This window comes from Serratia sp. EC4 (genome assembly GCF_059652115.1).
On the sequence record NZ_JBNIDE010000003.1, the window covers coordinates 248,229 to 269,109 of the forward strand.

Sequence of the window (20,881 nt, forward strand, 5' to 3'; positions counted from 1 at the left end):
TTATGACAGATGACATCATCTCCCCGCGTAGCGGGTATGGGGTACCGCAAGGCGCGGCAGAGTGCAGGCGGGCACAGCTCAGGGTGGCGTAGGCAAGAAATACATCCGGCGCGTTTCCTGTCGGTTAATCGGAACGGCCAGTATGGGTAAATGTGATCCAAATCTCAATCAAAAACCGGTCGCCCGCGCTGCGCTCACCCCCGCCAAGCAAGTCTGATCGAGATAAACGCCCATTACGTGTATAATGGCGGCATTATTTTGCCCTTTATGCAGTCGGTTAAACCTAACCAGCTGATAGTTAAGATATTTAAGGTGATTACAACATGGGATTCAAATGCGGTATCGTCGGCCTGCCTAACGTAGGCAAATCCACCCTGTTCAACGCGTTGACCAAAGCGGGCATTGAAGCAGCCAACTTCCCGTTCTGCACCATTGAACCGAACACCGGTGTGGTGCCGATGCCCGATCCGCGTCTGGATAAGCTGGCCGAGATCGTCAAGCCGCAGCGCATTCTGCCGACCACCATGGAATTCGTCGACATCGCCGGCCTGGTGAAAGGCGCGTCCAAGGGTGAAGGCCTGGGCAACCAGTTCCTGACCAACATCCGCGAAACCGAAGCCATCGGCCACGTGGTGCGCTGCTTCGAGAACGACAACATCATCCACGTCAACAACAAGGTCGATCCGGCCGAAGACATCGACGTCATCAACACCGAGCTGGCGCTGTCTGACCTGGACACCTGCGAGCGCGCCATCCACCGCGTGCAGAAGAAAGCCAAAGGCGGCGACAAAGACGCCAAGGCCGAGCTGGCGGCGCTGGAGAAATGCCTGCCGCACCTGGAAAACGCAGGCATGCTGCGCGCGCTGGATCTGACCGCGGAAGACAAGGCGGCGATCAAATACCTGAGCTTCCTGACGCTGAAGCCGACCATGTACATCGCCAACGTCAACGAAGACGGCTTCGAGAACAACCCGTACCTGGACACCGTGCGTAAAATCGCCGACGCCGAAGGCTCCGTGGTGGTCGCCGTGTGCGCCGCCGTGGAATCCGACATTGCCGAGCTGGAAGACGAAGAGCGCGACGAATTCATGGCCGAGCTGGGTCTGGAAGAGCCGGGCCTGAACCGCGTGATCCGCGCCGGTTACGAGCTGCTGAACCTGCAGACCTACTTCACCGCCGGCGTGAAAGAAGTGCGCGCCTGGACCATCCCGGTCGGCGCCACCGCTCCGCAGGCGGCCGGCAAGATCCACACCGACTTCGAGAAAGGCTTTATCCGCGCGCAAACCATCGCCTTTGACGACTTCATCACCTACAAGGGTGAGCAAGGCGCCAAGGAAGCCGGCAAAATGCGCTCCGAAGGTAAAGACTACATCGTCAAAGACGGCGACGTGATGAACTTCTTGTTCAACGTCTAACCCCTTCCCCGCAGCGTTTCTCTCCGCTGCCGGAAACGGAAAAATCCACGCTTCGGCGTGGATTTTTTGTTTCTCGGTTCTGTGTTTTGACGGTCTGGACACAGAGCATCACGGTCTCATGTTTCCCACAGAACGATCTCGCCGTACATTTCATTGCGCCCGTCATGACGGCATTATCCGCATCACAGCACGAAAAACGGCTCTCGTGTTGATCCCTTGTCCTACAGGAAAAAGCTTGTCATCTTCCCTTGCGTCTTTATAATGAGTATTTACTCACTTATTAAAGGAGCCTCACCGTGGCCCGTCCCCGCAGTGAAGAAAAGCAGCAGGCGCTCTTGCAGGCCGCCACCGACATTTTTGCCGAACAAGGATTAGCGGCGCCCACATCGGCCATCGCCAGGAAAGCCGGCGTCTCGGAAGGCACGCTGTTCCGCTACTTTGAAAATAAGGACGTACTGCTGAGCGCAGTCTGCGACTACCTGCTTGATGAAATGGAGCGCCTGCTGACGCAAAGCTTGCAGGGCGTTTTGCCGGGTAAAGATCAAATGCAGCTCGCCTGGGATGCCTACATTGATTGGGCGCTCGCCAATCCCGCCGCGTATGCGACAGGGAACAAATTGATGGTCTCCGGCAAGTTATCCCCTGCACAGAGGGAAAGAAGCGTACGGTTCGGTGATATTTCCCAGCTGGGTATTCCATTGGTTCAAGGGCTGGATTTACCGCAGTCGAGCGAGTTTCAGGGCATGATCTGCACGGTAATGGCCAATGGCGTTATCGATATGGCCGTTCAAAAACCGCACCTGTTGGATATTTACAAACGCGCAGGTTATGAAGCCATGGTGCGGGCCATTGAGCTTCCTGGCGCTCATACAGCCATCTAGCTTCTTTTTTTAATTAAATAATGAGTATGTGCTCACGCATTAAAAAGACACGACAATCATGCCACCCGTTTCAAAACTAAAAATGCTGCGGAGACGGGCCTGTCCAAGGCTCCGCCGACTCACAATCGTTTCTTTTATTCTCAACGTGTCTTTGATCCTCTGCGGGTGCGTAACCTCGCCTGCATCAGACCGTCTGTCAGGAACCCAGCATGTTCCAGCAACATGGCGAGCCTCCCTGCCTGACTCGGCACACGTGCCTGTGTGGAATGCATGGCCCTCCGCCCGAAATGAATCAGGCGCCCGGCGCTTGCGCACTCCGGCTGGCAAGCCCAGTCACGAGGAGAATGAGCGCGGAGCAAAAACGCCGGTTGCGCGTGCAAATTTGGAGTGCGTTCAAGCGTTATGGAATGACGCTCGCAAACTGGTTGCGGCAGAGGCTGCGGCCCTCTATTACGCATCACGCACCTGCCGGCGACAACACGCGTTCTCTCTCCAAAGCGCGCCATTGCCTGAATCCCCCGAACGGGCGAGACAAACGCCCCCGCGTCGAACGTCCTCCCCTCTGCGTGGGGACGTCGCCGAGCGTGGCAAGACCGCTGCCGATGGAAACGGAAGCAAACGCCACACCACCAGGAATTCCGTTTCCTTGATGTTGGATTTATCGCGCGTGGATACCGATCCCGGCGAAAGCGCAGCGGATTGGCGGGCTGAACCGCATGAGCATCATAACCGCGTGCGATCGACCGTGCGGAAGTGGATACGGCGTTTGTTCACTTCGTCAGAGCGAACAGTGCTCCAACGCCAGGCTGAACCGCAGCAGAACAGCACCGGATTCGTTTGAAATTCAATACAGAACAATACATCGCCGCGCCGTTGGCGACTGGTCCGACAAATAATTACCTTATGGGTTCTCCCGATGACACAACTGATAGCTCAAAACACGCGCCCCCGCTTTTGGTCTTTACAGACACTTCGTACAACCGCGCTGATGATACCGATTGCCGCCGCCTTATCGGCCTGCGATGCGCCGGCGGACAAGGTTGCCCCACCGGCAGATAAACCGACGCTGACCGTGGCCCTGACGACGCCGGCAAGACAATCCCTTTCCCGCACCATCACGGCCAATGGTTCGATTGCGGCCTGGCAAGAGGCGATCATCAGCCCGGAGGCTAATGGACTGCGCGTGCAAAAACTGTTGGTGCAGGAAGGGGATGTGGTGCGCCAGGGCCAACCTCTGGCGGAATTTACACGCGATTCCGTGATGAATGACTGGCTGCTGGCGAAAGCCGATCTCAACGAAGCGAAAGCGGTCGCGTTGAATGCGCAAGCGGATGGAAAACGAGCGCGGTTGTTGCGCGGTGTCGGCAGCCTGAGCGAACAGGATATCCAAAAGCTGTTAACCCAGGAAAAGACGGCACAGGCGCGTCTGGAATCGGCGAAAGCGCGGATGGCGGCCCAGCAGTTGCGACTAGACCAGACGATATTGCGCGCCCCCGATGACGGCATCATTTCCGCGCGATCGGCCGCGGTCGGTTCAGTTCCTATGCAAAGCACCGAAATGTTCCGCCTGATCCGCCAGGGAAAATTTGAATGGCGAGCGGAATTGTCGGCGCAGCAGCTGGAACAAATCCAACCGGGGCAAAAAGCGCAGATCGCTTCACCTGGCGGTAACACCTGGGAAGGCATCGTGCGCCTGGCGGCACCGACGGTCAATTCGACCTCGCGCCGCGGAATTGCCTATGTGGACATCCTCCCATCAACCGCGAAGAATGCCTCGCCGATTCGGCCCGGCACGTATGCCAGCGGTACGATTACGGTAGGCGATCGGCAAGGGCTGACCGTGCCGCAATCCGCCGTCGTGGCGCGCGACGGTTTTCACCTGGTGTTCACCGTAGATGACGAGCTGCATGCACATCCGCTTAAAGTCGCGGTAGGCCGTCTGGTGAATGACCAGCAGGAGATCCTGTCCGGTCTTCAAGGCGCGGAACGCATCGTCGCCAGCGGCGGCGTGTTCCTCAATGAGGGCGATAAAGTCCAGTTGGCCAACACGGCCGAGGCTTCCAACTCATCGGATCCGCGCTAAGAGGCCCATTATGAATATCTCAACCTGGTCCATTCGCAACCCTATTCCGTCCATCTTGCTCTTTGTCATCTTGAGCGTTGCCGGCTTTTATTCTTTCAAATTGATGAAGATCCAGAGCTTCCCGGACATGGATGTGCCCACGGTCACCGTATCAGCTTCGCTTCCGGGCGCTGCGCCGCCCCAGCTCGAAACGGAGGTGGCGCGCAAGCTGGAGGACACCGTCTCTTCGGTACAGGGTTTGAAGAACCTGCGCACCACGATCCAGGATGGACTGGTCGATATCTCAGCGGAGTTTCGTCTGGAAAAACCCGTTCAGGAAGCGGTGGATGAAGTCCGCTCAGCCGTGCAAAGCATTCGCACCGAATTGCCGACGGATTTGCGTGATCCTATCGTTCGCAAGCTCAACATCACGGGCAAACCTGTCCTGGCCTTTTCCATCAGCGCCAGCAAGATGGATGAGAATGAGCTGTCCTGGTTTGTGGACAATACCCTGTCGCGGCGTCTGAGAGGCGTCGCCGGCGTAGGGTCGGTCACCCGTGTGGGCGGCGTGAACCGCGAGATCCAAGTCGAACTCGATCCGGTCAAACTGGAGGCGATTGGCGCCACCGCCGCCGAGGTTTCCCGCCAGTTGCGCGATGTACAGATGGACGCGACGGGCGGGCGAGTCGATCTGGGGCGGGGAAAACAGCCGCTGCGTTTGGTCGCCCGCGTCAAGAACGTGGATGAATTAGCCGCAGTCGAACTGTCGTTGCCCGGCGGGCAACGTTTTCGCCTGGACGACGTGGCGACGCTGAAAGACACCATTGCAGAACGCAGTTCACTTGCGCTCCTCAACGGCCAGAAGGTGGTTGGCTTTGAGATCACGCGCGCCAAAGGCGCCGGTGAAGTCGAGGTCGGCGACAAGGTTGAAAAAGTTCTGGCGCAATTGCGTGCGGAGCGGCCTGATTTGCACGTCACGCAGGTCTTCGACTTTGTCCGGCCTGTGCAGGAGGAGTTCGACGCCTCCATGCACATGATTTATGAAGGCGCCATTCTCGCCATCCTGGTGGTCTTCATGTTTCTGCGCGATATCCGAGCGACGTTGATCTCGGCGGCGGCGTTGCCCCTGTCGATTTTACCGGCCTTCATCGGTATGGACATGATGGGCTTCTCGCTCAGTATCGTCACGCTGCTGGCGCTATCGCTGGTGATTGGCCTGTTGGTGGATGATGCCATCGTCGAAGTGGAGAACATCGAACGCCACATCGGCATGGGCAAACCGCCGTACCAGGCCGCGATGGATGCCGCATCGGAAATCGGCCTGGCCGTCGTCGCCACGACATTTGCCTTGATCGCCGTTTTCCTGCCGACGGCCTTCATGTCCGGCGTTGCCGGAAGATTCTTCACGCAGTTTGGATGGACGGCGGCGCTGGCGGTGTTTGCCTCGCTGGTTGTGGCGCGCTTGCTGACGCCGATGATGGCCGCCTACCTGATGAAGCCGCATACGCGCCCTCAGCGCGATCCTTTCTGGATGGCGCTCTACCTGCGCGCCTGTCGGTGGACGCTGCGGCACCGCGGGCTCACCCTGGCGCTGGCCGGCGGGTTCTTTATCGGCTCTCTGATGCTTATCCCTCTGCTGCCCCAGGGCTTTTTCCCTGCAGATGACAACTCCCAGACGCAGGTGACGTTGGAACTGCCGCCGGGGAGCACGCTGGAACAAACCCAGGCAGTGGCCGAACGCGCTCGGCATCGCCTGGCCCCCATCCCGCATATCCGCAACATCTATACCACCATCGGTGGCGGCGCAACGGGCGGCGATGTCATGGCTTCCGACGGAAAAACCGATGTTCGCATGGCAACGCTGACGGTGTTGTTGGATGCGCGTAACGAGCGCCCGAAGAAACAGGTCATCGAAGGCGAGATACGCACGGCAATGGCAGCGCTTCCGGGCGTGCGCAGCAAGGTGGGGTTTGGCGGCTCAGGTGAGAAATACCAATTGGTGCTGGCCGGCGATGATCCTCAGCTGCTGGCAAAGGCGGCCGATGCCGTATTAAGTGACCTGCGGCAGATCCCCGGCCTCGGCAATATTGCCTCCAGCGCCGGGCTGGCGCGCAGCGAAGTCCTCTTGCAGCCCAATTTCGCCAAAGCGGCCGATCTGGGGGTATCGGGCGTCGCGATTGCCGATACCTTGCGTATCGCAACCGTGGGTGACTACGATCAGTTTCTGTCAAAATTCAACGTGGAGCAGCGCCAGATCCCGATCGCCGTCAAGCTGTCAAAGGACATCCGTGAAGATATGGGGGTACTTGAACGTTTGACCGTACCAGGCGCCAGAGGCCCGGTGCTGCTCAATCAGATCGTCAATATCGAGCAAGGCAGTGGGCCGGCGCAGATTAATCGCATCAATCGCACACGCAGCGTGACCCTTGACGTGGAACTGTCGGGCACCCAGCTCGGGGATCTGGCCGCTCAGGTGGCGAAGCTGCCGTCAATCCAGAATCTGCCGACCGGCGTGCACCAGGTTGTGCAGGGTGATGACGAAATGATGAAGGAGCTGTTTTCCGGTTTCGGTACGGCAATGGTCGCCGGCATCCTGGCCATCTATATCGTGCTGGTTCTGCTGTTCAAAGACTTCTTCCAACCGATCACCATTCTGGCCGCGCTCCCGCTGTCATTGGGCGGCGCATTCGTTGGGTTACTGCTGGCGGGCCAGTCTTTCTCGATGTCATCCCTGATCGGGTTAATCATGTTGATGGGGATTGCGACCAAAAACTCGATCCTGCTGGTCGATTATGCGATCGAGTCACGGCGCGGCCATTACGGCCCGAATGGCGAAGTGCTCAATAAACCCATGAGCCGGACAGAGGCGCTGATTGATGCCTGCCACAAACGTTCCCGCCCCGTCATCATGACGACGTTAGCGATGGGGGCGGGCATGTTGCCCGTGGCTCTGGGTTTCGGCAGTGCCGATCCCAGCTTCCGCAGCCCGATGGCGGTGGCTGTCATCGGAGGATTGATCACCTCCACCGTGCTGAGCCTGCTGGTTATCCCTGTCGTTTATACCCTGATTGACGATCTCGAAAACTGGCTGCGCAAGTTGCCCAGCCTACTGGCACGCAGCAAGAACCTGAGCGGGAGGAAAAAAGCCGGGTTTGCCATGCTTACCGTGGTTTTGCTGTATTGGCTGGCATTTCCTGTCATTCCGTTCCTCGACATTCCCTACAAGATTGTCGTTGTCTCTACGCTTGTCGTGGTCGGTGAAACCTTGTTTGTCATTGCCATCGCCCTGCTGGGCAAAGAGTATTGGGGCCAGATCAAACACTGGCTGCGGCAGAAGGTCTTTAAGCGAAAAGGCTAAGCGCTGATGACGGTTCGCGGTGGCGAATAGCGTTTTACCGCCGCCGCGCCCCCATCAACTTCCCTCCCACGCCGAGGGCCGATTCTCGCTGCGCCACCTCTCCCCCGCCGAAGGCCCCGGCGCAGGCGGTTTCAATTCGTCAATGGTCCACAGCGAGAACGGCGTTTCGTCGGCGTGCAGTTCCCGACACAGCCCGCGGGCGGCGATGTCGGGTTGCAGGATGCGGGTGCAGGCTGCCAGGAATTGCTGCTGCTCTGCGTCGTTGTCCATGGCGCGGGCGATATGATCGATGGTCACCCGCACGAAGTCATCGGCCGGCTCGCCGCCGAGATAGGCCGACCCTGGCGGCAGCGCGTGAAAAAACACGTTGACGTAAAAACGCGGCAAGAAGTCCTGATATAGGGCGGAGGCCTTCTGTGCGATCGCGCGTTTAGCGGCAATACCCGACGCGCCCCGATCGCTGCGAGTATCTGCCGACGGAGAAGGGAAAGGATCTCGGGTTGCTGGTGATGGCGATGATTCAGATTGGCGACAAATGGAATCTGTCCGAGCTGGCCGGGCCGCCGCTGCGCGTAGTTGACCGCGCGACCGGCCACCCCGCTACCTTGCCCGTGGTAGATGCCGTGACCGGCGAATCGCTGCCGCCGCAAAACCTGGCGCTGGCGGCCGAGCCCGGCGCCGATGAGATCACGCGATGGCGGCTGGCCGTCGGCCAGGCCCGTTAACGGCGCGCTACAACAGCGCAATCATCTTCAGCAGTTCCACCCGATTACGGATGCCGAACTTCTTGCCGGCATTGTTGAGGTGCGAATAAACGGTTTTCGGGTGCAAATTCAGCCGCCGCGCGGTCTGGCGGATATCTTCGGTGCGGGCGGTTTCACACAGCACCGCCGCCTCGCCAGGCGTGATCGCCGCCGCCCGATGCCGGTTCACCACGCGCCGTTCGCCCGCCGCTTCACGGCGGACTAGCGCCGCGCAGGTTTCCCGCACCACCTGCAGCGCTTCCCGTTTGTGCAAAATCGCATCCGGCCGCGCCGCCGCGATAAATGCCAGGATCAGCGGCGAAGTCTTATCGACGAAGAACAGTATCCGGACGTCTTTATATTCAGCGCGGCAAAGGTCAACAAACCTCAAATAGGCTTCGAACCGATAGATTTCATGGGGAAAATCCATGATAATTAAATCAGGCGCCGGGCTTATATTTTTAACGATGTTAATATTAGGCGCAGATAAGGTTATCACCCCACCGCCCAATAATGTTTTCATACCTAACCGGCACAACGACGAACCGTCGATATAAATCACTCTCACTTTAATTCTCCTTATCAGCATGAAAACATGCTTCCACACCTTAGGCAGCTTGTCGCTGTTCTTTTTTGGGGTAATTCGTTTGCAAAGCACACCGATATAAAACATCTTGATAACATGTTTTTCAAATAATCACGCAACAGTCAGCACGTTGATTAATACGCAAAAAAGGCATGAATGTTTCAAATTATTTCTTAAGTAAAAACTGACAACCCAATAAAAATGCAACGCAATGATATAGATCTATTTTCCATTTTGTATGATATAAGGGAAAATGAAAATAAATGTAACAACCCACACCATCACCTTATTACCATGTGGAAAACACCTATAGGGAAAATTCTTAGTTTGTTAGGATGAAAATCCATGTTTGCCGACGCGTTTAAAAAACAATTGCGCAACATGATTAATCAACAAACGCACGTCAGTAATTTATTACTGTCAGGAAAGCTTTTCTCTAAAGTTAATTAAAGGGCATTTCACATGAATGTTAAATTAGTCGCATTATCCATGCTGGCTCTCTCCGGCGCCTGTGCGGCCGCCTCATCCAATACCGTGCAATTCAAAGGCGAAGTCAGCACGCAAACCTGTTCGGTGAATATTAACGGCAACCAATCCAACCCGGTCGTGTTGCTGCCGACCGTCGCCGCCAGCAAACTCGCCGCCAAAGGCGCCACCGCCGGCGACACCACCTTTACCGTTAACGTGACGGGCTGCGCCGCGGCGACCAGCGATACGGCGATCAAAACCGTGCTGGCGGGCAACAACCCGACCACTAACGGCAACCTGGGCAACGCGGGCGATGCGGCCAAGGTGTCCATTCAACTGCTGGACAGCGACGCCACCACGCCGCTGTCATTCGCCAGCGGTTCGACCGTCACCACCTCCGCGATGACGCTGGCGAAGGACGCCACCTCCACCTCACAGAACCTGGTGGCCCGCTACTACGCGGAAGACACCGGCGTGGCGGCCGGTTCGGTGATCGCCACCGCCCAGTTCGCCATTAGCTACAAATAAGCCGGCGTCAGGCGCCATACCTGTTGATGCCAGCGCCGTTCCTTAGCGGGCGGCGCTGAATGACTCGCTCCCTTTATCGGTTCACGTTTATGCCGCAGATAACCCGCTCCGCCCGCCGATGGGCCGCCCTGTCGCTTTGCCTAATGAGTTTTGCCGCCACCCACGCCTTGGCCAGCGTAACGCTGCTCGGCAACCGCGTGATCTACCCCGCCGAGGCGCGGGAAAAAACGCTGCAGTTCACCAATGACGACGGCGCCCCGGCGCTGATGCAGATCTGGCTCGACATCAATAACCCGCAGTCCACGCCGGAAAACGCCGATGCGCCCTTTGTCGCCTCGCCGCAAATCTTCCGCATGGCCCCGCACAGCGGGCAAATGGTGCGGCTGTCGTTCGTCGGCCAGCCGCTGGCGCGCGATCGCGAATCGCTGTTCTACCTCAACTTCCTGCAGGTGCCCGCCGTGCGTCAGACGGACAGCGACAAGAACAAACTGCTGCTGGTGGTCACCAATCGGCTGAAGGTGTTCTATCGCCCCGCCGGGCTGGCCGGCGACGCCAACCACGTCATCGATCGGCTCAGCCTGCGCCAGGTCGGCAACGCGCTGCGCATCGACAACCCGACCGGCTACTACGCCAACATCAGCCAGGCCGCGATCCTGAGCGGCGCGAAACGCACCGTGATCCCGCAGGCGGATCTGATCCCGCCGTTTTCGCAGGCCAGCTGGTCGGTGAACGGGGAAGTGCGGCAGGTCGCGCTGCGCGTCATCAATGACTATGGGGTGGAAATCACGCGCACCCTGAACGTCGCGCGCTGAAACCAGACAGGGAGGTTTTCATGTTCGATGTCCGCAAGGCGACGCCGCTGCCCGCGCGCTGGTGCTGCGCGCTGCTGGCGCTGCCGCTGGGCTGCGCCGCCGCCGACGGCTATACCTTCGATCCCGCGCTGCTGCGCGGCAGCGTGCTAAGCAACAGCGCCCTGAGCCAGTTCAACCAACAGGACGCCGTCGCCCCCGGCAGCTATCAGATCGATCTGTACCTCAACGGCCAGTTTCTCGAACGCGACCAAATTCGCTTCGTGCGCGCAGACAAGCAGGTGCTGCCCTGTTTCGATCGGCCGCAGCTGACACGCTTCGGGCTGAAGAATCCGCCGGCGGCCGAGGCGGAATGCCTGCTGCCCGGCCGGGATCTCAAAGACATCGCGGTGAATGCCGATATCTCGCGGCTACGGCTGGATCTGAGCATTCCGCAGGCGCTGTTGAACGGCCAGCCGCGCGGCAGCGTCAACCCCGCCAGCCTGGACAGCGGCGAATCGATGGCCTTCGTCAATTACAACCTCAACCAGTACCACGTCAGCTACCGGCAGGGGCAAACCCGCGACCTCGATTCGACCTACGCCAACCTGAACGGCGGGTTCAACCTCGGGCTATGGCGCTACCGTCAGCAGTCCAGCTACCGCTACGATCGGGAGTTCGGCGGTCACCTGGACACCAGCCGCCGCTACGTGCAGCGCGCGATCCTGCCCTGGCGCAGCGAAATGCTGTTGGGCGAAGGCTTTACCGACGGGCACTTCTTCTCTGGCCTGGGCTTTCGCGGCATTCAGCTCAGTTCGGACGATCGCATGCTGCCGGATTCACAGCGCGGCTATGCGCCGGTGGTGCGCGGCGTGGCGAAAAGCAACGCGCGCGTGACGGTGCTGCAGGGCAAAAGCACGCTGTACGAAACCACCGTTGCGCCGGGGCCGTTCGCCATCAACGATCTGTACGCCACCAACTACGCCGGCGATCTGACCGTAGTGGTGACCGAAGCCGACGGCAGCGTCAGCACCTTCACCGTGCCGTTCGCCGCAGTGCCGGAATCCATCCGCCCCGGCCAGTCTCGCTACTCCGCCATTGTCGGCCGTTCCCGCTACGTCGGCGACAACGATCTGTTCAGCGAAGTGACCTGGCAGCACGGCCTGACCAACGCCCTGACCTTCAACCTCGGCAACCAGCTGGCGGACGGCTATCAGGCGATGATGCTGGGCGGCGTGTACAGCAACGAACTGGGCGCCTTCGGCATGGACACCACCTATTCCCACGCCAGCCTGCCGGACGGCGGCGCCTCAGGCTGGATGCTGCATCTCTCTTACAGCCGAACCTTCAGCCCGACGGACACCACCTTATCCATCGCCGGCTACCGCTACTCCACCGAAGGTTTCCGCGATCTCAGCGACGTGCTCGGCGTGCGGCGCGCCGCCGTCACCGGCCAACGCTGGCAGTCCGACTCCTACCGCCAGCGTTCGCGTTTCGAGGTGGCCGTCAATCAGGGCATGGGCGCGTTCGGCAGCCTGACGATGTCCGGCTCGACCCAGGACTACCGCGATCAGCGCGGCCGCGATAATCAGCTCCAGTTGGGCTGGGGGAAAACCTTCGGCAACGGCGTGGCACTTAACCTCTCCGTCACCCGCACCCGCAGCCTGGGCTACGGCAACGGCGACTACCGCGGCTACGGGCCGCTGGACAACGTCTACAGCGCGCCGTTGGCGCAGAACACGCAGACCGTCACCGCCCTGTCGCTGAGCTTCCCGCTCGGGCGTTCGTCATCCGCCCCCAGCGTCTCGCTGCTGGCCAACCACAGCCAGGGTCAGGGCGGCAACTATCAGGCTGCGCTGTCGGGCAGCGTCGGTGACGAGCAGCCAGTCAGCTACGGCCTGAACTTCACCACCGACGACGATCGCCAACAAAGCATCTGGGGCGGCAACCTGCAAACCCGCCTGCCCTACGCCAACGTCACCGGCTCGTTCTCCACCGCGCGCCAGTATCGACAAGGCTCACTGTCGCTGCAGGGCGCGGTGGTGGCGCACCGCGGCGGCGTGACATTAGGGCCGTATGTCGGTGACACCTTCGCCCTGATCGAGGCGCCCGGCGCCAGCGGCGCGCAGGTGATGGACGGCCAGGGCGCGCGTGTCGATCGCTTCGGCTATGCGCTGGCGCCGGCGCTGGTGCCCTATCACTACAACACCGTCGCGCTGAACCCCGAGGGTATGAATGACAAAGCGGAACTGGAAGACGGCCAGCGGCGCGTGGCGCCGTACGCAGGCGCCACGGTGCGCCTGCGCTTCAACACCGTGCGCGGCCAGGCGCTGCTGATCACCGCGCAGCGGCCCGATAACGCGCCGATCCCGATGGGCGCCACCGTATTGGACAAAGCGGGCAACAGCGTGGGCATGGTCGGCCAGGCCAATCAGGTGTATCTGCGCAGCGACCGGAATGCCGGTGTGCTGACGCTGAACTGGGGCGACGCGCCCGGTCAGCAGTGCACGCTGCATTACCGCCTGCCCGTCGCGGAAGACAGCCCGATCCAACGGCTCAGCGCCCCGTGCCGCTAGCCCGTTTAACTTATCTCAGGAGAGACGATGAAACGCATTTCTTATCTGGTCGCCGCCCCGGCGCTGTTCGCCCTGTCGCTGTTCGGCGCGCCCGCGGCGCTGGCGCAATGCACGCGGGTCGCCCCCTGGATCGACTCCGGCTGCGATCCTTGCGGGGTGGGCACGGCGCTGGGTCGGGTCAACCTGACCAGCACCTATCTGCAGCCCGTCGGCACGCCGCTCGGCACCAGCGTGTTCGATCTGACCTCCGGCACCCGCTATCCCGATCCCAATAAGGTGCTGTATGAATGCGATGCCGGCGATGTCGGGCAAATTTATGAAGTCTTCGCCACCAACGGCGACGATCGCGTCGGCGGCTATAACGATCTGGGTGCCAGGGACGGCAACCCCAACTATTACGCCACCTACTTCCCTTACGTCGGCATCCGTTTGACCCACCTGGATTCCGGCAAGGTTTTTACCCGTTACTGGCAGTCGGCGCCGATTACCCGCTACGCCACCGTCGGCAACAAAATCCAGATCCGGGTGAAAGACTTCAGCGCCATCCGCGCCGATCTGATCCGCATCAGCTCGCTGCCGGGCGCGGGCGCCAGCAACTACTGCGGCTACAGCGCCGGCAACCCGCTGGTGGGCATGGCGTCGACCACCGGCAATTCGAACTATACCTGCACGCAGCCGAACGGCTATGTCACCTTTCAGGGGCCCGGCATCGCCTCGGATCCTATCGGCAGCGACTCCGCCACCAACTACGCCACCTGGGGCACCGGGCGCTGGAATGCGATGGGCATGGGCACCGCACCGATCTCTTCGCTGACCTATACCGCCACCTGCGTGGCGCGCAACGTCACGCCGCTGGTGATCCTGCCGACCCTCTCCGTCAGCCAGTTGACCGCCGGGCAAACCTCACAGGCGCAGTTCACCCTCAATATCGAATGTGACAACGCCGCCGTGTCCGGCGTCAGCAGCAACAATACCGCCCTCGGCCTGCAGGTGCCGTATGAAAGCTATGTCGCGGCGCAGCGACTCGGGTTGGTCAGCGCCAACGGCGGCGTGAGTTACCTGCTCTCCAGCGGCTACGGCACCGACAGCAGCGTCGCTACCGGCGTGGGCATCGCGCTCGCCAACGCCAGCAACGGCGCGCCAATGAACTTTGTCGGCTGGGCGCGCTGCAGCGCCGGGCAATGCCCGCAGGGCAACGACGCCGGCTGGTATCCGGTACTCAACGGCGCCAGCGGCGGCGGCAGCACCGCGGCGGGGTTTACCCACTACACCACCCAGCTCACCGCCACGCTCGCCCGGCTGCCTGGCCAAACCGTCACCGCCGGCAAGGTGGACGCCAGGGCCTACGTCTGGGTTAAGGTGCAATGATGAGAAAGAAATGCCTGATTATGGGATGCGCCCTGCTGCTGGCGCTGGCTTCCATCGGCGCGCAGGCGGGCATCATCGCCTCCGCCACGCGGGTGATCTTTCACGAGGGCGAGACGGAAAAAACCCTGATGCTGCTCAACACCAACGGCTATCCGATCGTGGCGCAAACCTGGGTCGATAACGGTGACGTCAACGCCGCCCCCGAACTGTCCCGCGCGCCGTTTGTCACCCTGCCCAGCGTATTCGCCCTGCAGCCTTCGGCGCTGAAAGGGCTGCGGATCCTGTTTGCCGGCGCGAGCCTGCCCGCCGACAGGGAGTCGGTGTTCTGGCTTAACCTGTATGAGATCCCGCCCAGCCGGCCGGCCACGCCGCCGCTGGCGTCGAGCGTGACGCTGGCGATGAACACGCAGATGAAAATCTTCTACCGGCCCAGCGCGCTGAAGGGAAACGCCGACAACGCGGCCGAGGCCGTTTCGTTCACGCTGCAAAAATCACCGGGCGGCTATCTGCTGCGCTGTCACAACCGGTCGGCGTTTTATCTCTCGTTCGCTCGCATTGCCGTGCAAACCGACAGGCGCGATGCCCCGGTGCGGCAAGAAAGCGACATGATGACCGCGCCATTAAGCACGCGAGATTATCACCTGGACGACGTTGCAGCGTCGGAACTCCCCTCTCAGATCACCGTTCAGGCCACCCTCATCAACGACCAGGGCCAACAGATCGTCAAGTCATACACAGCAAACCCATAACGATAAAAAGCAGCACATTTTTTAAGTACAGGAAATAGGGAAAATGAGTCTAAGCAGATTCCAGCTACAGTTTCACCTGGAGAAACAGGCCAACATCATCAGGCAGTCACCGGCGTTTCACGCCGCCATCGTCAAACACGGGGAGTTATTGAAAGAGACCTACAAGAAACATCCGCTGTTTTACAAAATCATCTTCAGGAACAGCCGGTTCATCATTTGTTCCACCATCCTGTCCATTTATTACCACCAGCCCGCCGCCGGGCTGAAAGACATCAAAGCCTTTTTTAAAGGGAAAAATTTGATCAGCGAGAACTCCCTGGACTCCTTTCTGTTTTTCTTGCGGGTCGGGCGCCGGCTGGAGGTCAAACCCTGTGAGCATGACAAACGCCAGTTACGCTATAAGCCTACGCCGCACGCGCTGGCGGAAACCCAGGCGCTGATCGCCTCAATGGCGCGGCCTTATCAGGCGCTGGCGCCACAGATGCCCATCGCGGCGCTGCTGGCGGCGCCCGGCTTTCTGTCCACCTTTTTCGCCGCCTACGGACAACTGATGCTCAAGGAGATCTACCTGATCGATCTGGTGCAACAGTCAGGGCTGTTTATCAGCAAAGATGCCGGCCACATGGTGCTGTTGATGCTGTTTATCGAAAGCATCCGACAGGACTCCCCTTTTCTGCTGCTCTCCTCGGCCAAAATCGCCAAGTCCTGCTCCGTCTCACGCGCGCACGTGAACCGCATTCTGCAGGCGGCGGAAAAATCCGGTCTGCTGACCACCACCAATAATGTGGTGATCGAACTCAACAGTTCGTTCTTCATCATGGCGGAGCGCTATTTCAGTCTCTATTTCGCAATGGTCGAATTCGGACTTGAACGGGTTTGGCAAACGCAACAATCCGCCTCGCACTCCTGAGCCCTTTACCGCGCCCGCAATACCCGATCGATCAACCCCCAGGCCGCCGCTTCGTCGGCGGTCATGAAGCGATCGCGATCCAACACCCGCTCCACCTCTTCATAACTCAGGCCGCAATGTTGGGCATACAGCCGAATCACCCGGTCTTTGGTGCGCTTCATCTCTTCGGCGTGGATCAAGATGTCGGAGGCCTGCCCCTGAAAGCCGCCCAGCGGCTGGTGCACGTGCAGGCTGGCATTAGGCAGCGCCATACGGTGCCCCGGTTCGCCGGCCATCAACAGGAACGACCCCATCGAACGCGCGGTGCCCATGCACAGCGTATGCACCGGCGCGCGGATATACTGCATGGTGTCGTAAATCGCCAGCCCGCTGGTGATCGCCCCGCCCGGCGAGTTGATGTACAGGTGGATCGGTTTTTCCGGGTTTTCCGCCTCCAGAAACAGCAACTGGGCACACAGCATTTCGGCCACGTCGTCGTTGACTTCGCCGTTAAGGAACACGATCCGATCGCGCAGCAGGCGCGAATAAATATCAAAGGAACGTTCTCCCCGGCTGGTCTGTTCCACCACCATCGGGACGAGCATCATCTTCTCACGCATCGGTGAACTCCTGGGTTGGCAACAAAGAGAAATGTGTTTAACGCGTCAGGCGGCGCGCATCACCGTCGGCGGGCCATCGTTGGCGGCGTCGAGCTGGTGGATAATCCGCAGCAGGCTGCCGCCGCCGGCGTCCGGCACGATCTGCAGGGTGACGACGCTTTCGAGAAACGGCGGTTGGTCGTCGCGCAGGCGATAGCTCACCGCCTCGCCCGGCGTGGCGGCCAACGGTTCAGCCTGCGCCAGATCCCCCGTCGGCAGCCATTGCTCGCGCAATTCGGGAACGCTGAGCGCCCGCCACACTTTTTCCGGCGGCGCCTCGAGCGCATACTCCAACACCAGCCGGTCGCGCGGCGGCCGCTCAGCCTGTTTGTTCATTGATCCATGTCCTTCAGCAAGGTTTGCAGCGCGTCGATGCGCGCCGGCCAGTAGGCGCGGTACTTCGCCAGCCACTGGGCGATCTGCGCCAGCCCTTCCGGGTCGACCTGGTAATTGACGCAGCGCCCCTGCTTCGTCTCGCGTACCAGTCCGGCGTTACGCAGCACCGCCAGGTGTTGTGACATCGCCGACTGGCTGATGGGCAGCCCTTCGCGCAACGCACTGGCGTTCATGCTGGCGACAGCGAGTTTGTCGAAGATGCGGCGGCGGGTCGGATCGGCCAACGCCTTGAAGATGTCATTTTCGTTCATATAAACACATTAGTATTCACTTATGTATTATGCAACCGAGCACGGCATTTTTTGCTGCAAAAGAGACTCCGCGCCGCAGCGCGGAGTGAATGGACGAGGCATGATCGCGCTTATGAACGGATCGGGATCACCAGCACGTCGATATTCAGTTGGTTGATGGCGTTGCGGGTAGAGGAAAACAGGTTGCTCCACAGATCGTGGTGATGGCCGAACACCAACAGATCGATGTTCTTGTCCACGACCGCCGTGCGCAGTTCGTCAACGAAGCCGCCGCGCCCGATAATCACTTCCGCGATCGGGTAATTGACGTTTTGCGTGGTGGGTTCCAGCTCTTTGCGGATCTTCTCTTCGAACGGCACGCCGTCATAGCTGCGTTCCGAAAAGCCGATCGCCGCGTGGTAGGTGTCGTAGTGGACGTCCACATAGATCAGCGAGAGTTTGGCCTGCAGCGCTTCCGCCAGCAACGCCCCCTTTTCGACCAGCCGTTTGCCGTCATCGCTCAGATCGGTGGCGATGACAATATGGTGGTAACACATAGCGCCTCCTGTCATGGACTCGGTTGAGCCGAGGCTCCGATATCACGCCGGGGTCATATCGTTATGATTAATTTTAGTTCAGAAATGGCGCTCATGGCGGGAGGTGATGCGGTGGGAAAGCCCCGTTGCCGGGGCTGAAGGCAGAAATTATTTCTCGCGCTGCGCCTCAAACCAGACGTTGCACAACGACAGGATCAGCGTGTTGGCGTCTTTCACCAGCACGTTATCGCCGGGCACCCCATCAGTGCCCTGATCGGTGATGCCTTTGATGACGGTATCCGCGTGCTGAATGGCCACACGCTCGACCGACGGCGTGCTGATGCCCAGCATCGGGAAATCGATATAGGAGCTGCTGCCGGCATTGTCCTCGACAAACTCCTGCGCTTCTACGGTGCTGACGGTCGCCCCTTCGCTTTTCAGCGCCGTGTCGTTCCAACTGAACGCATCCGCCTTATAGCTGATTTTGCCGCCGATCAGGCTCTGCGCCTGTTGCTGATCCCAGCAGCCGGTGGTTTGAGTCGGCACAATTTTGCTGACGCGCCAGTTGCCCAGCAGTTGTTTAGGGATCGGCCCGGTATCGCTCTCCGCCGCCCGAACCTGAGTCGCCGAGACGCAGGCCAACACCACCAGCGGCAGCAGCGCCTTGCTCCAAGTGTTCAATCGCATTGTCTATTCCTTCGTTTCAGTACCCAGTCTGCCCTTACGGGCCAACGGCTATCATAATAAGCCCGCCGATTCGCCGTCAAAACAATCCGCACCGCGCCGGGCAGCGGCCGCTCATAGCTAATCGCTATGAGTCATAGTGAATCAGTATTTTGTTTTAGCCCAGCGATTACCTACAGTCACTGCCACTATTCTGCCCGCCAAAATTAGCAGGCAATGTTGACAAGGACTCTGGGAAAATGACATTTACGCTGAAAAACCTCACGTTGGCGCTGGCCGCCGCCGGCACGCTGCTGCTGACCGCATGCGGCCCGACCGCACAGGACGAGCACCACATCAAGGTCGGCATCAGCGCCGGCATCGATCAGTCGCTGTGGGCGGTGGTGCAGAAGGTCGCCAAGCAAAAATACGATCTGGACGTGGAGGTGGTGACCTTCAACGATTACGTGCTGCCGAACGAAGCGCTGAACAATGGCGATCTGGACGTCAACGCCTTCCAGCACAAGCCTTACCTGGACAAGCAGATGCAGGAGCGTGGCTACAAGCTGGCGGCGGTGGGCAATACCTTCGTCTACCCGATCGCCGGGTATTCGAAGAAGATAACCGCACTCAGCCAGTTGCCGGACGGCGCGCAGGTGGCGGTGCCTAACGATCCGACCAACCTGGGCCGTTCGCTGCTGCTGTTGCAAAAACAGGGGCTGATTACCCTGAAAGACGGCGTCGGCCTGCTGCCGACCGCGCTGGATATCGTCAGCAACCCGAAAAAGCTGAAGATCGTCGAGGTTGAAGCGCCGCAACTGCCGCGCGCGCTGGACGACCAACAGGTGACGCTGGCGATCATCAACACCAACTATTCCAGCCAGATTGGCCTGTCGCCGGCCAAGGACGGGCTGTTTGTCGAAGACAAAAACTCACCTTACGTCAACATCTTCGCCAGCCGCATCGACAACAAAGACAGCGAGAAAGTGAAGGATCTGGTCAAGGCCTACCAGACTGATGAAGTGGCGGCCAGCGCCGCCGACATCTACAAAGGTGACGCCGTCAAAGGCTGGTAAATCTCTCCCGTATGCCCGTGGCGCCAGGCCACGGGCCATGCCAACCTCAGCCGCGCTGAATGGACACGCCGCCGTCCACCAGCATCGCGGTGCCGGTGACGAATGAGGAAGCGTCAGACGCCAGATACAGCGCCGCCTGCGCGATCTCCTCCGGCATCGCCAGCCGCTTCAGCGCGTGCAGATCGGCCACCTGCGCCAGCGCCTCCGGGGTATTGCTCATCTGCCGGCCCATCGCCGTGTCGGTGCCCCCCGGCAGCAGCGCGTTCACCCGAATGCCGCGCCCGCCAAACTCCACCGCCAGCGCCTGCGTCAGGCCGATCAGCCCCGATTTGCCGGCCGCATAGGCTGCCGTGCCGGGAAACGCCGCGGTGTGGCCGACGAACGTGGAGGTGAAAATCACCGAGCCCGCGCCGCGCGCCAGCATGGCGGGAATTTGATGCTTGGCGCCGTAATAGGCGCTGGACAGGTTGGTTTCCAGCACCTCGCGCCATTCTGACGCGCTGAGCGCCAGCGACGGCCCCAGCGGCCCCAAGGTGCCGGCGTTGTTGAAGGCGATATCCAGCCCGCCGAATTCGTCGACCGCCGTCGCCGTCAGCCGTTCGGCGAAGGCTTCGTCGCGCACGTCACCCACCACCGCCAATGCTCGGCCGCCCTCGCGCCGAATGTCCTCCACCAACTCGGCCAACAGCGGCGCGCGCCGGGCGCCCAACACCAGCGCTGCCCCCTGCCGGGCGAACAGCAGCGCCGCCGCTTTGCCGATCCCCGAACTGGCGCCGCCGATCACCGCCACCTTGCCGTTTAATGCATTCATCGCTCATCCTCACGCGGTTTAAAGATCCTCAGTGTGAGGCAAGATCCCGCGCCGCGCTGGCCGCAAGCGGACATGTAACTGACGCCAATAAAAAAGGCG

At 60.2% G+C, this 20,881-nt stretch carries 20 protein-coding genes; 12 read left to right on the top strand and 8 right to left on the bottom strand.

Annotated features, from left to right (window positions below; translation table 11 throughout):
• Window positions 1–323 precede the first annotated feature (323 nt).
• From ychF to ACP39K_RS11320, 4 genes are all read left to right on the top strand, one after another.
• The gene (ychF, locus tag ACP39K_RS11305; RefSeq protein WP_004941048.1) at window positions 324–1,415 is read left to right on the top strand and encodes a redox-regulated ATPase YchF; all 1,092 of its coding nucleotides are present in this window, start codon (window positions 324–326) and stop codon (window positions 1,413–1,415) included.
• Window positions 1,416–1,711: 296 nt separating this feature from the next.
• A complete protein-coding gene (locus tag ACP39K_RS11310) occupies window positions 1,712–2,296 on the top strand; it encodes a TetR/AcrR family transcriptional regulator (protein ID WP_060444381.1) in 585 nt (194 codons plus the stop codon).
• A gap of 916 nt (window positions 2,297–3,212) precedes the next feature.
• On the top strand, window positions 3,213–4,379 hold the full coding sequence (locus ACP39K_RS11315) for an efflux RND transporter periplasmic adaptor subunit (protein ID WP_232065829.1): 1,167 nt from the start codon (window positions 3,213–3,215) through the stop codon (window positions 4,377–4,379).
• A 10-nt stretch (window positions 4,380–4,389) separates the two neighbouring features.
• Entirely contained in the window at window positions 4,390–7,716 is a 3,327-nt protein-coding gene (locus ACP39K_RS11320) for an efflux RND transporter permease subunit (protein ID WP_497008490.1), read from the top strand.
• 54 nt (window positions 7,717–7,770) lie between these two features.
• Here the strand turns inward: ACP39K_RS11320 and ACP39K_RS11325 are convergent, their stop codons facing one another.
• Window positions 7,771–8,103, bottom strand: a complete 333-nt coding sequence (locus ACP39K_RS11325; RefSeq protein WP_261267257.1) for a tautomerase family protein — start codon at window positions 8,101–8,103, stop codon at window positions 7,771–7,773.
• A gap of 119 nt (window positions 8,104–8,222) precedes the next feature.
• On the opposite strand from ACP39K_RS11325, the gene ACP39K_RS11330 reads away from it, so the two are divergent.
• A complete protein-coding gene (locus ACP39K_RS11330; RefSeq protein WP_261267256.1) occupies window positions 8,223–8,441 on the top strand; it encodes a hypothetical protein in 219 nt (72 codons plus the stop codon).
• Window positions 8,442–8,448: 7 nt separating this feature from the next.
• On the opposite strand, the gene ACP39K_RS11335 is transcribed toward ACP39K_RS11330, so the two are convergent.
• Complete coding sequence (locus ACP39K_RS11335; protein ID WP_228988403.1) at window positions 8,449–9,132, bottom strand: helix-turn-helix transcriptional regulator; 684 nt, start codon at window positions 9,130–9,132, stop codon at window positions 8,449–8,451.
• Window positions 9,133–9,507: 375 nt separating this feature from the next.
• On the opposite strand from ACP39K_RS11335, the gene ACP39K_RS11340 reads away from it, so the two are divergent.
• The 6 genes from ACP39K_RS11340 to ACP39K_RS11365 are packed head-to-tail and all read left to right on the top strand — an operon-like array spanning window position 9,508 to window position 16,432.
• A complete protein-coding gene (locus ACP39K_RS11340; protein ID WP_033640638.1) occupies window positions 9,508–10,041 on the top strand; it encodes a fimbrial protein in 534 nt (177 codons plus the stop codon).
• A gap of 59 nt (window positions 10,042–10,100) precedes the next feature.
• Window positions 10,101–10,853, top strand: coding sequence for a fimbrial biogenesis chaperone (locus ACP39K_RS11345; RefSeq protein ID WP_497008491.1), 753 nt, complete (start codon window positions 10,101–10,103; stop codon window positions 10,851–10,853).
• A gap of 20 nt (window positions 10,854–10,873) precedes the next feature.
• On the top strand, window positions 10,874–13,405 hold the full coding sequence (locus tag ACP39K_RS11350) for a fimbria/pilus outer membrane usher protein (RefSeq protein WP_048795212.1): 2,532 nt from the start codon (window positions 10,874–10,876) through the stop codon (window positions 13,403–13,405).
• A 27-nt stretch (window positions 13,406–13,432) separates the two neighbouring features.
• On the top strand, window positions 13,433–14,773 hold the full coding sequence (locus ACP39K_RS11355) for a fimbrial protein (protein ID WP_497008492.1): 1,341 nt from the start codon (window positions 13,433–13,435) through the stop codon (window positions 14,771–14,773).
• Window positions 14,770–15,522 (top strand): fimbrial biogenesis chaperone, encoded by a 753-nt coding sequence (locus tag ACP39K_RS11360; protein WP_497008493.1) that lies wholly within the window; start codon window positions 14,770–14,772, stop codon window positions 15,520–15,522. The genes ACP39K_RS11355 and ACP39K_RS11360 overlap by 4 nt, the downstream gene beginning before the upstream one ends.
• A 43-nt stretch (window positions 15,523–15,565) precedes the next feature.
• Window positions 15,566–16,432: a hypothetical protein gene (locus ACP39K_RS11365; protein ID WP_033640644.1), complete on the top strand. Its 867-nt coding sequence runs from the start codon at window positions 15,566–15,568 to the stop codon at window positions 16,430–16,432.
• Window positions 16,433–16,437: 5 nt separating this feature from the next.
• Here ACP39K_RS11365 and ACP39K_RS11370 read toward each other — a convergent pair whose 3' ends face one another.
• The 5 genes from ACP39K_RS11370 to ACP39K_RS11390 form a co-directional block, all read right to left on the bottom strand.
• The gene (locus tag ACP39K_RS11370) at window positions 16,438–17,031 is read right to left on the bottom strand and encodes an ATP-dependent Clp protease proteolytic subunit (protein ID WP_033640645.1); all 594 of its coding nucleotides are present in this window, start codon (window positions 17,029–17,031) and stop codon (window positions 16,438–16,440) included.
• Between the two features lie 45 nt (window positions 17,032–17,076).
• Window positions 17,077–17,406, bottom strand: coding sequence for an SRPBCC family protein (locus ACP39K_RS11375; protein WP_033640647.1), 330 nt, complete (start codon window positions 17,404–17,406; stop codon window positions 17,077–17,079).
• A complete protein-coding gene (locus tag ACP39K_RS11380) occupies window positions 17,403–17,717 on the bottom strand; it encodes an ArsR/SmtB family transcription factor (protein WP_016928121.1) in 315 nt (104 codons plus the stop codon). Before ACP39K_RS11380 ends, ACP39K_RS11375 begins: the two co-directional genes overlap by 4 nt.
• Before the next feature lie 110 nt (window positions 17,718–17,827).
• Window positions 17,828–18,253, bottom strand: a complete 426-nt coding sequence (locus tag ACP39K_RS11385; protein ID WP_015377548.1) for a universal stress protein — start codon at window positions 18,251–18,253, stop codon at window positions 17,828–17,830.
• 147 nt (window positions 18,254–18,400) lie between these two features.
• On the bottom strand, window positions 18,401–18,919 hold the full coding sequence (locus ACP39K_RS11390; RefSeq protein WP_016928122.1) for a hypothetical protein: 519 nt from the start codon (window positions 18,917–18,919) through the stop codon (window positions 18,401–18,403).
• A 236-nt stretch (window positions 18,920–19,155) separates the two neighbouring features.
• Here ACP39K_RS11390 and metQ point away from each other — a divergent pair, with 236 nt between their 5' ends.
• The gene (gene metQ / locus ACP39K_RS11395; protein ID WP_033640648.1) at window positions 19,156–19,971 is read left to right on the top strand and encodes a methionine ABC transporter substrate-binding lipoprotein MetQ; all 816 of its coding nucleotides are present in this window, start codon (window positions 19,156–19,158) and stop codon (window positions 19,969–19,971) included.
• 46 nt (window positions 19,972–20,017) lie between these two features.
• Here metQ and ACP39K_RS11400 read toward each other — a convergent pair whose 3' ends face one another.
• Entirely contained in the window at window positions 20,018–20,782 is a 765-nt protein-coding gene (locus ACP39K_RS11400) for an SDR family oxidoreductase (protein WP_033640649.1), read from the bottom strand.
• Between the last annotated feature and the right edge of the window lie 99 nt (window positions 20,783–20,881).